The sequence below is a fragment of the Flavobacterium sp. K5-23 genome, from assembly GCF_023278045.1.
In the GTDB taxonomy this organism is placed as follows: Bacteria; Bacteroidota; Bacteroidia; order Flavobacteriales; family Flavobacteriaceae; genus Flavobacterium.
In genome coordinates this window covers 3,336,892-3,349,613 of the sequence record NZ_CP056783.1, presented here as the reverse complement: position 1 = coordinate 3,349,613, position 12,722 = coordinate 3,336,892, and the positions used below count along the sequence as shown (strand labels likewise).

Here is a 12,722-nt window from a genome sequence, read left to right as displayed (position 1 = left end):
TAGTTTTATTTTTTGATCTTACCGAAATTGTATTTTACTTTTTCCACTACTTGTTCTTTTGCATTTCCTTTAGGATATTGCTTTTTTGAAGGTTTTTTAGTAGCTGATTTCGATTTAGAAGGACTTTGATCACCTCTAGATTTTTCTTCGTCTCTAGGCTTTGCTTTAAATTCAGGTCTTTCTTTAGTACTATCCTTTGCCGGTATTTGAGCTTTGTGTTTTGCTAAAACATCATTTGGATTTTTTGGATTTTCTTTAGTTCCACGTAAATGAATAACTAAAGCATTCAAGAAATTACGCAATACTTGGTCACCACATTCCATATAATTTTCGTGTTTTTCATCACGGAAAAAAGCACCCAGTTCAGATTTAGTAATTCTAAAATCTACTAATTCCAATATTTCAACGATTTGGTCATCACGTAACATTAAGGCTACACGGAGTTTTTTGAAGATATCGTTATTTGTCATCATATTCTAATTTTTTACAAAGGTACGTTTTTAAAGCAATTAGATGCGTATTTTAGATTTAGAATTGGTGCTGGTTTAGAATGTGAATTAGTTTATCCAAATCCTTTTCTTTATGATTGGCGGTAATTACAATTCTATTCAACATTTTGGTGTCTGTTGGGTATTTAAAATTGGTCGGTATGATTTTGTTTTTAGAAAAAACTTCATTAATCCCTTCGATATGGGGATAGATTACTGGATAATCGGGATTAAATTCAACTTTGTTATTTTTAACTAAATTAACATTGATATAATCCAGTTTTTTTCTCAATTTTTGATGTTGTCTAATGTAAATATCTTCTGCATCGGCCATAGTTTGAACAAATGCTGGATTCATTCCGGCGCTGGATACAAAGGTGTCGTTTGTCGCTATTTGATTCATAAATTCAGCATCACTTGCGATTACACCTCCAGACAACCCAAAAGCTTTCCCTAATGAGGCAAACATTATCTTTCTTTTGATGTTTGAAAGGTTGATTGTTGAATACAAACCACAGCCATTAACGCCAACTATTCCTAATGAATGCGATTCGTCAATGATCAAAGTAATTTCTTTAGTGGTAGAGATCAAGTTTAGAAACGAAAAATCGATTGGTTTTATTTGAAAAGAAGGTACGGCATCAGTAAGAATTGTAATTTTTTCTGGAACTGAATCCAGTAATCGTGGATTTAATTCATCTTCGATAAAAAAGGGGAGACTATCGGTTCCTTTTACCGCGGGATGTATAGTTGGGAAATGAAAAAAACAATCCGTTTGCGGTTTCATCACATCAAGGACTAATTTTCCCGCCAGCATTCCCGAAGAAACGGTAAGAGCTGATGCAGCTTTGATGTGCTTGGCTATAAATTGCTCACCATTATCATATGCCTTGAGTTTTATGTTTGCATTTCTGGAACTACCGTAAGCGCTTCCCCATTTTAAAATGTTTTTGACTACTAATTTCAGGAATTTCTTGTTGGTGGGTAAACCTAAATAGGCTGTTCCTCCAAAATATAGATAGTCTTCATTGCCAACTTTAATTATTCGATCTGGAAATTGATTGACTTTCATTTATTTTTATTTTAAAACAACTCCTGTACCGTTTAGCTCAGAATAAATGATTTTTCCATTATTAATGGTTACTCCTGTTGCAATGTCTTCTGCTAGAAGTAGAGCACCATCCATATCAACATAGTCTAATTGTGGTAGTAAATGGGCAATAGCTGAAATTCCAACTGATGATTCTGTCATACAGCCCACCATTGTTTTTAAGCCTAAACTTCGGGCTTGTTGAATCATTCTTCTTCCTGGAGTTAATCCGCCACATTTTACCAGTTTTACATTTACTCCGTGAAAATGATTGTGACATTTGGCCACATCTTCTTCTATGATACAACTCTCGTCAGCTATAATTGGCAAAACGGAATGTTTGAATACCTCCTTATGTCCTTCCCAATCATCAGCCCTCATAGGTTGTTCCAGAAATTCGACACCAAGTTTCTTTAATTCTAAAGCATTGTTAATAGTTTCTTCCACACCCCAACCGCAATTAGCATCAATCCTGAAAATGGCATCGGTATGTTTTCTAAGTTCCCTTACTATTGCAATGTCTTCTGCGGTTCCTAGCTTTATTTTATATATTGGCCAGGGTAATTCCTTCATTTTAGCCACCATTTTTTCGATAGAAGCTATCCCAATAGTATAATCAGTTAATGGATTGTTTTCAGTGGTGTAGTTCCACAATTCGTATAATTTCTTTCCTTTTTTTCGAGCATATAAATCATTGTAAGCCATATCCAAAGCGCACAAAGCAAACATGTCATCTTTTAAATGAGGATGCATTTTAGACCAAAACACTTCTGGAGTTTCATTATTTGTTGCCTCTATTAGAGATTGGATTTTTTCTAAATCCTGAATCATATTAGGAACTGTAATTTTATAATAGGGATTTGAAGTAGCTTCTCCATATCCTGAAAAACCATCACTAGTTAATTCTACAATCAGTGAGGGTTGAAAGTCTATTGATTCTCTAGAAATAGTAAACGTGTGTTTTAATTTAAGGTCGTATGCTCTTAGTTTTAGTTTCATATAAATAGGGGTTTATTTATTCGATGGGTATTCGTTTACATTTTGATAAATATAAGGAATTAGTTAATAACCAAGCCATAATATGGCTTTAGAAAACCCATCTCTCCATAATTTCTCATTATGTTTTCCGTTTTTAACAACCGTTGTTTTTGTTAAATTGAGACAGCTACATCTTTTTTGATTTACAATTGCAATCATTTTATTTAAATCAGGAATCATATCATCACTTTCACTATCTCCACCTAAAAAGTAGATTTTGGTCTTTATTTTATCAGTCTGCGAAGCCAAATCATATATTTTATTCGAAAACCAAAAAGAAGGCGAAAAAACGGCTGCCTTACCAAAAACTTTTGGATATTTAGGTGCGGCATAAAATGAAACCAAACCTCCTAGAGAGCTACCCATTATAATTGTATTCCTAGCTTTGGTTTTTGTTCTATATGTTTTATCAATATGAGGTTTCAATGTATTGACAATAAAATCGAGATAAGCATCTGCATCTCCACCTCCGTATTTTTCATTTTTAAATGGGGTGAGTTCGTCTATTCTCTTCTCGTTGCCGTGTTCAATCCCTATTACAATTACATTTGCGCTGATACTATCCAGTTTTTCATCTACATTCCATTCTCCCACAAAGGAGGTTTTAGCATCAAATAGATTTTGTGCATCATGCATATAAATTACAGAATATTTTTTCTGTGAATCGGAATATTTTTTGGGGAGATAAACCCATATTTTTTTTGCTGTTTTCAATTGAGGAGATTCAATTGTGAAATTGCTAACATTTTTAGAGGCTGTACTTTCTTGAGCAGTTGTATGTGATAGGAAAAAAAATAATGTGAGAACGGGAAGCAGTTTTTTAATCATTATGGAGTTTTTTTAAAGCATTTTTCGTAGTTAAAAATAGTTGTTTTTTTTATAATTTGAATGTAAACCCTATTTGTGTTTTTTTTGAATAGTTTTTTAAATTTTTAATTAGGGATCATAAACAATAGATTTTGTTTATTTAAGATTTTTAAGTACTCTTATTTTCATTTAACAATTATGATGGTTATAGAAGGATTAAGTGGCATAGTTATTGGTTTTGGCTACGATAGTTATTAATTAAATTTCGAAAAAATGAAAAAGATAAAAATACTTGCAATACTGGGAATCACTTTTTTTGCCTCAAGCACGATAAATGCGCAAATTTCAGTGGGTGTAAACATCGGACTTCCATCAGTAGTTATATCGGGTCAATATGAACGTAGATATGAGCCACAAAGGAGAAATGTTGAATATCGCGAAGAACGTGTAATATATGTTGACCATAGGGAGTGTGATGATAGGTGGCATGACGATCGAAGGTATGAACAAAGAAATTATAAAGAAAAAAAACACTATCACGGAAAGGATTATTATAAAAAACACAAAGGGAAAGAACATAAAAGAGACTACGATGATGATGACGATGACTAATAGTTTTTTGAGGTAACAGTTTAAAATGAGAGAACCAATTTTGGTTCTCTTTTTTTTTGTTCCTTTCTCATTATAAGCGAGAAATATTTTAAAGGTATATTATAATGAGATTTGTGTTTTTGTTCAAAATTTTACTGCTTGTAAAAAAAAACAGGAGAATAATGGTTATTTGTTTAATCATTATTTAGTTTTTGGGATTCTATAATAAAAAATGATAATTTAGCTAAAATTAATGATTTGATGGATACATTCGAAAAGAAAAAGAGTTTACTTATAGATATGATTGCATTTTCAACTGTGGATGGTCAATTGCATATAAAAGAATATGAGTTTTTGAAAATAATAGCAGAAGAATTACAGATAGATAACACAGTGTTTAAGGATTTGTTTCATCAAGAAGAACCAATAATCCCCATTAAATCTGAATTTCAACGTGTCCAACAGTTTTATAGATTAGCATTATTAATGTATTCTGATGGAGTTTTACACGAAAAGGAAACCATAGCTATACAGCAAATAGGAATTAATATGGGATTGAATCCCAATGCTACAAATCGTTTACTTAAAATGATGAAGGCTTCCCCAAATGGAATAATTGATGCTGAAAAAGTAATTATGGTATTTCAGGAACAGCACAATTAAGTCAATTGTTCCTGTAGCTTTTTAATGTCATCACGCAGTTTTGCCGCCTGTATGAAATCTAAATCTTTGGCTGCCTTTTCCATCGATTTCCTTTTTTCTCGAATGATTTTCTCGATCTCAGGTCTCGACATATAAGTCGTGTCAGGTTCAGCTGCTTTATTTAGTTCGAAATGACCTAATTCGTATTCAACCAAAGGATTCTTGGTAAAGGCACTTCCTATCTTTTTATTTAAAGCTTGAGGGATGATGTTATTAGCGGTATTGTAATTGATTTGTTTTGTTCTGCGATACTCAGTTTCATCAATAGTTTTTTGCATACTTGCTGTAATTCTATCAGCATAAAGAATCGCTTTTCCGTTCAGGTTTCTTGCCGCACGACCAATGGTTTGAGTCAATGAACGATGACTACGAAGAAAACCTTCCTTGTCAGCATCTAAAATAGCAACAAGCGATACTTCGGGTAAATCCAGTCCTTCACGAAGTAGATTGACACCAATCAAAACATCAAATATACCTTTTCGTAAATCCTGCATAATTTCGATACGCTCCAGAGTATCCACATCTGAGTGAATGTAACGACAACGAATTCCAACTTTAGCCAAATATTTAGCTAATTCCTCCGCCATTCTTTTGGTTAATGTGGTTACCAATACTCTTTCGTCTAATTCGCAACGCAACTGAATTTCTTCGATTAAATCATCAATTTGGTTTAAACTCGGGCGTACTTCAATTACTGGATCTAATAATCCTGTTGGTCGAATGACTTGTTCTATTACAACACCATCTGTTTTTTGTAATTCATAATCTGCAGGTGTAGCAGATACATATATCACTTGGTTTTGCATGGCTTCAAACTCCTCAAATTTCAATGGACGATTGTCCATAGCAGCGGGTAGTCGGAATCCGTATTCTACCAAGTTTTCTTTTCTGCTACGGTCACCTCCATACATAGCGTGTACTTGCGAAATGGTAACGTGACTTTCATCGACCACCATTAAAAAGTCTTTTGGGAAATAATCCAATAAACAAAAAGGTCTCGTACCAGCTTGCCTTCCATCAAGGTAACGGGAATAGTTTTCGATTCCCGAGCAATAACCCAATTCCCGAATCATTTCTAAATCGAAATTAGTTCGTTCTTCCAATCGTTTTGCTTCTAAATGCTTTCCTATTTCTTTGAAATAATCCACTTGTTTGACTAAGTCTTGCTGGATTTCCCATATCGCTCCTTGAAGTACATCAGGAGAGGTCACAAACATATTGGCAGGGTATATTGTTAGTTTCTCGTGTTTCTCGATAACCATTGAAGTTTTTACATCAAAGGATTCTATTTCTTCAATTTCATCTCCAAAGAAATGGATTCGGTACGCATCATCTGCATAACCCGGATAGACTTCGACAATATCTCCTTTAATTCTGAAATTCCCAGGTGTAAAATCGGCTTCAGTTCTTGAATATAAACTTTGAACTAGGCTATGTAATAATTTGGTGCGTGATATTGTTTGATCTCTTTCAATTTCAATTACATTTTTCTGAAATTCAACGGGGTTTCCAATACCATATAAACAAGAGACAGATGCAACCACGAGTATATCTCTACGACCAGAAAGTAGGGAAGAGGTGGTGCTTAATCTCATTTTTTCCAGTTCTTCATTGATGGATAAATCCTTTTCGATGAAAACCCCAGTTACAGGCATAAAAGCTTCTGGCTGATAATAATCATAGTAAGAAACAAAGTATTCCACTGCATTATTGGGGAAAAACTCTTTGAATTCTGAATACAATTGTGCCGCCAAAGTTTTGTTGTGTGCTAAAACTAATGTTGGTCTTTGTACTTCCTGAATTACGTTAGCAACCGTAAAAGTTTTTCCTGAACCAGTTACTCCTAATAAAGTTTGGAATTTATCACCATCAATAATCCCTTGAGTTAATTTATCAATTGCTTGTGGCTGGTCGCCTTTGGGTTGGTATTCAGATACTACTTGGAAATTCATTTGTATTAAGGGGCAATGTTTTAGAATTGCAAAGTTACAAAGTTTAGCCCCAAGTTTATGGAAGTGGATAATTTATATTGAAGGTTGGATAGTTGGTGATTTTGTTTTGTTTTTTTTGGAAAATTTATATTTGTAAGTAAATAATAAATTTAAAACCATATTTATTGTTAAGTCTTATATAAAATAGGATTTTATATGGTGAGTTTCTTTACCTTTAAAAGGTCTAAATATTAAAAGATAAAATATATGAAAGCAGTATTTACAATAGAAAGAGTTACCACTATAAATGAGATACCTAGTTATTGGTCAAAAGAGGATTATTTTGCCTTGCTAAAAGAATTTGGTCTGCCGGTAGCTAATACTATTTCTGAAAATGAATGTATTGAATATTTACAAATGGCTGTAAGTGAATTAGAGCCTAATGAATCAGCACAAGTGCTATTGACATATAAGTTAAGTGAGTATTTGAATGAAAATCAAATAGAACAAATTTCTAATGATATGTTGATAGATAAGATTTCAGAAGAATATCCTGAGATTAATTTGCATTATGATCTTTATTCGATCAATCAGTTATTATTTAAACTGTATAATGGTAAATTTCCAAACGCTAAAGCTAGTTTAATCGAACTTTTAGTTGAAATTAACGATTACTCTGAAAATTTGACAAAAGATGAAGTTTTGAGAAATTTGATGAAAATGTCATCTGATAGCATTGTGATTAAAAGATTATTTTCAGATAAATTAGAAGGTGATGAACCTTTTGAAGAGGCAAATGATATTATATGGAAATTAGATATTGAAGGGAATCATTATAAAATATACACCTCAGAATATTGGATTGCTAATGAAGAAATTATCACAAGTAAAATAGAAACTGAATTTGAGCCTATTGTAATTGAATAGTTAAACGTTAAGAATTTATTTTTGATTTTACTGTCTCAAATTTTTAAACAAAAAAAAACCATCACATAATCGTGATGGTTTTTCGTTTTAATAGTATTTGTTAGAAGCTGAAACTTAATCTAGCAAAAAGGAATCTTCCGTTTTGTCCAAATTGAGAAACGTTTCTTGAATAAGTAAATTGATTAGAATTAGTTAATGAAGCTAAGTTTTCATCTGGATAAACATCAAAAAGATTATTTGCACCAACAACAATTTTAGCATGGTCATTAAATTTATAACCAACAGATAGATCAGTGACAACTTTACCACCCCATTCTGGATGTTCAACTTGTACAGTTTCTCCATTTACAACTGCAGTGTCAATAGATCCATTACCGTCAGCATCTGCTGTGTTTGGATCAGTTACTTTACCAAAATAAACGTTTCTTAAGAAGAAATCGAATTTCTTTACAGATAGTGAGTTTGTTAAATTGGCTTTAACTCTAGGTACTGCTTCTTGTAGATATACCCTACTAGTTTCAGAAAAATACTTGTTTATTTGACCATTAGCTTCTAATATTGGTGAAGCGTGAATGTTACCTACTCTTTTTGTATTTGATATAGTACCTGATAAATCAGTTTTTAAAGTTAATCCATTACCAATACTACCTTTATGGCTAATTACAATGTCTATTCCTTTTGACCTTGTATCTATAGCATTTGCGAAAAATGTAGCTCTTGTAGCATTTGCATTGTCAAATAAAGTGTTTAAAGTTGCAGCAGGAGTTCCTGCAGCAGGTGTTCCTCCAGGTCTTAAAAATGTATCTGTAAGTACAACTCTGTCATCAATGTTAACAACATATGCGTCAGCGGTTAATGTAATTTTAGCATCAGGAATTTTTGCGGTAAAACCAATACTCGCACTTTGAGACTCTTCTTGTTTCAATTCCGGAATCCCTAATAACTTTGCAGCTTGTGAATCATTACTAAAAGTAGTAATTTCATAAGGAACCCCATTTATAAACTGTGTTGCAGTTGAGTTGAAATAGATCTGGTGTAATGAAGGAGCTCTAAATCCAGTAGAAATTGCACCACGTAAATTAATATTGTCTGTTAATTTATAACGAGAAGCTAATTTATAGTTAGTTGTATTCCCGAAATCAGAATAGTTTTCAAAACGAAGTGCTCCGTTGATAAGCCATTTTTCAGTTACATCATATTCTAAATCAGCATATAAAGCCACGCTGTTACGTCCTTTGTCGACAGCATTTACCGGTTTAAATCCAGGGAATACTTGAGATCCACCAGGTCTTAATGCTCCATAAAAATCTGTAACATATTGGTTAGTTGGAGTAACACCGCTTACAACGACATTATTGTTAATGTCATATAAATTGTAAGAATCAGGTACCCCAGCATTTATTTTGTAATTTTCGTGTCTGTATTCAGCACCAAAAGCAACATTTAATTTATCAAACTTGTTATTGATATCAAAGTTGGTTGTGTTTTGAGAAAATGCTAATCCACCTGCATCAAATTCAGTTGGTGATTTCTCTCTTAAAGTAGCATTTAGTGTGTTTTCGATTGAATAATCGAAAGTGTTTTTACCAAATGTATTACTCAAGTCAAAATTCCATGTTTTAAACATTTTACCTCTAAGTCCAGCTGCTGCAGATATATCATTAATAGTTGAATGAATTTCAGGTAAGAAACCATTTGGGTATAAAGCTGTATAAGCTCTAGACTGATTTGGTCGTCTATAAAAACCAGCTGCTTCCCCATTTCTAAAACTCGTTCCGCCAAAAGCATAAAGCTCAATGTTTTCGGTAATTGGGTAAGCTGCGTTCAAGAAAAATTGTGCGCTTTCCAATGATGATTGCCCCACTTTCATATTGAAAGCGCTTCTTTCTAATTTTCTATAAGCCAATTCTCCTGATGTTGCGTCAAAATTCAATGCTGATTGCATTGCACTAATAGTTGTAGCACCAGCAATAGCAGCTTGTTGCGTAGGTGTGAAATAAGTTATACCTAGAGCATTAGTTTTTATTGCTGTAAGAATTTGAGCTGAATTTGGTGTATTAGTTATATTACCCCATAATGCATTAATGTTTGTACCAGCTTCTTTAGCTCTTTGTTCCACTGCATTAAAAGCACTGAATAAAGTACCAGTTGCATCTTTAGCTCTACTAGTTTGTTCTCTTAATTGAAAACTTCCTGTAATATTGATAAAACTTTTATCTTTACCTAATCCAGTCCCGTAATTCATATCAACTTGAACGTTATTACCGTCGTTTCCTCCAGTATGGTCATTAGCACCTTTTGAAAAGTTACTACCTGCAAATAGGGCAATGTCGAATTTATTTGTGTTTTTCTTTACATTGATGTTGATTACACCTGCAATCGCATCAGATCCGTATTGTGCTGATGCACCATCTCTTAATACTTCGATTTTTTCGATTGCAAAAGCTGGAATAGCATTTAAATCGGTTCCCACAGATCCTCTTCCTGGAGTTCCATTAATGTTAACTAGAGAAGAAGTATGTCTTCTTTTTCCGTTAACTAAAACCAAAACCTGATCCGGTCCTAACCCTCTTAGTTGTGCTGGGTCAATGTGATCCGTTCCATCCGCTACCGTTTGAGTATTAGAAGTAAACGATGGGGCAACCATATTCAAAATCTGATTTAAGTTTACTTGTGGTCCTTGTGAAGCAATATCTTTCATATTAATCACGTCAATAGGCACAGCAGACTCAGTTACTGTTCTTGCAGCACTTCTGGATCCTAATACCACTACGTCTTGTAATGTTTCTCCACTTCCCGTCAACATAATATTTAAAGTGCTTCCAGTAACTTTTACAGTTTTAGTTTCTAAACCCACATAGGAAAATTGTAATGATTCTCCAATTTTTGTACTGATTGAGTATTTTCCGTCAGCATCAGTTGTTGTTGCTTTATTTGTTCCTTTTATTAAAATAGTTGTTCCTGGCAACGGCCCTTTTGTATCGTCTGATACGGTACCTGAAACTTTAATTTCTTGCGCTGTTATAGCGACTGAGAAAATTAAGGTTAAGATGAATAATAGTTTTTTCATAATTTGGTTGTTTTTAGATTATCTAAGTAAAATTACGAATATTTATTCAATGTGTTATAGGAATGTTAAAATTCAACAAAATGATAAAATTCTGTTGTAATTAATTGTTTTTTTTGTGTTTTTATTCTTTTTAGGCACCTTTTTTTTCGAATACAATAGTAAACTTGTCTTGTTTAGAAGTATATGAATGATTTAGCACCTAAGTTTTGACTTAAAAAGTAGGATATTACGGCTGTCATATAGATAGTTTTAATAGCTTTATTCGACTAAATAAAAAGGAGGCAAACTAAAATAGATATTTATTTAGTTTGCCTCCTTCTTATAATTAAAAGTGGAATGTTCTATTAACTATTCGAATTTCCAATTTTTTTGCTGTTCTTGACTCATAAAGGTCCAAGTAATAATTCGGCTATTTTTTTGGCCTTGAGCCATTTCAATTGTTTTTACTTCTACTGCATTCACCTTGTTTAAGGTTTTGTAGATGCTGGATAAATGAGAATGTTTAGACACCAAAGTGGTAAACCATAAACATTGCATCGGATATTTTACGCTTTCGTAGATCATCTGTGTGATAAACCCTAATTCTCCGCCTTCACACCATAATTCAGCATTGTGACCTCCAAAGTTTAATACTGGTGTGGTAGCTTTTCTATTTTCTAAATTGCTTATTTTTCGTAAAGATCCTTTTGTTGCTTCTTCTTGAGAGGAATGAAAAGGAGGATTACATATTGTGAAAGTAAATTTATCTTCAGGAGTAATTATGTTTTTAAATATAAAACGGGATTCTGTTTGTTGTTGTAAACTAATAGTGTCAACTAATTTTGGATTGGCTCCAATAATTTTACTGCAATTTTCAATCGCGTTTTCATCTATGTCCGTCCCTACAAAACTCCAGTTATAAACAGAGTTTCCTATAATAGGGTATATACAATTAGCACCAACACCTATGTCAAGCCCTAGGACATTTTCTCCTCTAGGAATTACTCCGTTATTAGCTGTGGCCAATAAATCAGCGATATAATGAATATAATCAGCTCGACCTGGAATGGGTGGGCATAGATAGTTTTGTGGAATATCCCAGTCTTGTATGTCGTAGTATTCTACTAACAAGGCTTTGTTTAATGCCTTTACTGCATCAGGATTACTGAAATCAATAGTCTCGATTTCGTGTTCATTGATAAAAACAAAGTTTTTAAGTTCAGGACAACTTACTATTAATTGTTTGAAATCATACCCTAAACGGTGTAGATTTCTAGGATGTAAATTGGTTTTCTCGGTAATCGTTTTGACTTTCATTTTCTTAAATTCGATGTAAATATAACGAATCCTTTTTGTCAAAACAATAAGTTAAGTCCTATAATTTAATTCAGGGATAATTTTAATTCTCAGATGTTAATCCATACATTCCATCATTAATAAGTCACCTTCGCTATGTTCGATGATTACAATACCGTCATTGATAACGTGATTGCTGCTTCCGGTTCTATATCCAATGGTTAAATAATCATTTTCTAAAGGGTAAAAAAGATTTTCCGAATGAATTCCCGTTACATGTCCTATGGGAATTAATGATATGGGAGTTTTTGAAGGGTACCATTTTTCAAATCTTTTAGGCAACAAAAACACCTTAGAATGATCATCCAGAATTACAATTTTCAGTTTTTCTCTGTATCGAACTATATTAGTGAGATTTGTAATGGTATGATCAGTTCGTTTTCCTGTAGCCCATATTACATTTACGGCAGGAATATTTCTTTCGAATAGATAATCAAACGCTTTCTCTAAATCGGTTTTACTTTGATCTGGAGTATGAACAACTTCAAGTGGATATTGTTTTTCTTTGTAATAATTAGCGTCAAAGCCACGGTCAAAATCACCAAGCAGCACATCAATTTTTATTCCTAATTCGAATACTCTTTCTACAGCAGAGTCAAGTACAATTACAAGTGGAGACCATTCTAATAATTGGTCTAATAATTCACTGCTACAAGCAGCTCCGTTAGCAATAATTAAGGCTGGTTCTTGGTCGTCGCGAACGATATGATGTGAGGACATGGGGTATTTTATTTAGGTGCAAA

Annotated in this window: 11 protein-coding genes; 3 read left to right on the top strand and 8 right to left on the bottom strand. The window is 33.1% G+C overall.

Features of this window, described 5'->3' with window-relative positions; all coding sequences use genetic code 11:
- Nucleotides 1-5: 5 nt before the first annotated feature.
- From FLAK523_RS14530 to FLAK523_RS14515, 4 genes are all read right to left on the bottom strand, one after another.
- On the bottom strand, nucleotides 6-470 hold the full coding sequence (locus FLAK523_RS14530; RefSeq protein ID WP_248908101.1) for a DUF1456 family protein: 465 nt from the start codon (nucleotides 468-470) through the stop codon (nucleotides 6-8).
- Between the two features lie 58 nt (nucleotides 471-528).
- A complete protein-coding gene (locus FLAK523_RS14525) occupies nucleotides 529-1,560 on the bottom strand; it encodes an aminotransferase class I/II-fold pyridoxal phosphate-dependent enzyme (RefSeq protein ID WP_248904827.1) in 1,032 nt (343 codons plus the stop codon).
- 6 nt (nucleotides 1,561-1,566) lie between these two features.
- Nucleotides 1,567-2,577, bottom strand: a complete 1,011-nt coding sequence (locus tag FLAK523_RS14520) for a dipeptide epimerase (protein WP_248904825.1) — start codon at nucleotides 2,575-2,577, stop codon at nucleotides 1,567-1,569.
- A 63-nt stretch (nucleotides 2,578-2,640) separates the two neighbouring features.
- Nucleotides 2,641-3,444 carry an alpha/beta hydrolase gene (locus FLAK523_RS14515; protein ID WP_248904822.1) on the bottom strand — a complete coding sequence of 268 codons (804 nt, stop codon included), beginning with the start codon at nucleotides 3,442-3,444 and terminating at the stop codon, nucleotides 2,641-2,643.
- A gap of 252 nt (nucleotides 3,445-3,696) precedes the next feature.
- Between FLAK523_RS14515 and FLAK523_RS14510 the strand changes: the two genes are divergently transcribed.
- Nucleotides 3,697-4,035, top strand: coding sequence for a hypothetical protein (locus FLAK523_RS14510; protein WP_248904820.1), 339 nt, complete (start codon nucleotides 3,697-3,699; stop codon nucleotides 4,033-4,035).
- A 240-nt stretch (nucleotides 4,036-4,275) separates the two neighbouring features.
- Entirely contained in the window at nucleotides 4,276-4,677 is a 402-nt protein-coding gene (locus FLAK523_RS14505) for an excinuclease ABC subunit B (RefSeq protein WP_248904819.1), read from the top strand.
- Here the strand turns inward: FLAK523_RS14505 and uvrB are convergent.
- Nucleotides 4,674-6,668, bottom strand: coding sequence for an excinuclease ABC subunit UvrB (uvrB, locus tag FLAK523_RS14500; protein ID WP_305881770.1), 1,995 nt, complete (start codon nucleotides 6,666-6,668; stop codon nucleotides 4,674-4,676). The genes FLAK523_RS14505 and uvrB overlap by 4 nt on opposite strands.
- Before the next feature lie 246 nt (nucleotides 6,669-6,914).
- On the opposite strand from uvrB, the gene FLAK523_RS14495 reads away from it, so the two are divergent.
- Entirely contained in the window at nucleotides 6,915-7,574 is a 660-nt protein-coding gene (locus FLAK523_RS14495) for a hypothetical protein (RefSeq protein ID WP_248904817.1), read from the top strand.
- A gap of 100 nt (nucleotides 7,575-7,674) precedes the next feature.
- Here the strand turns inward: FLAK523_RS14495 and FLAK523_RS14490 are convergent, their stop codons facing one another.
- From FLAK523_RS14490 to FLAK523_RS14480, 3 genes are all read right to left on the bottom strand, one after another.
- Nucleotides 7,675-10,644 (bottom strand): TonB-dependent receptor, encoded by a 2,970-nt coding sequence (locus FLAK523_RS14490; protein ID WP_248904815.1) that lies wholly within the window; start codon nucleotides 10,642-10,644, stop codon nucleotides 7,675-7,677.
- Between the two features lie 348 nt (nucleotides 10,645-10,992).
- A complete protein-coding gene (gene rlmF, locus FLAK523_RS14485; protein ID WP_248904813.1) occupies nucleotides 10,993-11,940 on the bottom strand; it encodes a 23S rRNA (adenine(1618)-N(6))-methyltransferase RlmF in 948 nt (315 codons plus the stop codon).
- Between the two features lie 96 nt (nucleotides 11,941-12,036).
- On the bottom strand, nucleotides 12,037-12,699 hold the full coding sequence (locus tag FLAK523_RS14480) for a thiamine diphosphokinase (RefSeq protein ID WP_248904811.1): 663 nt from the start codon (nucleotides 12,697-12,699) through the stop codon (nucleotides 12,037-12,039).
- Nucleotides 12,700-12,722: the final 23 nt, after the last annotated feature.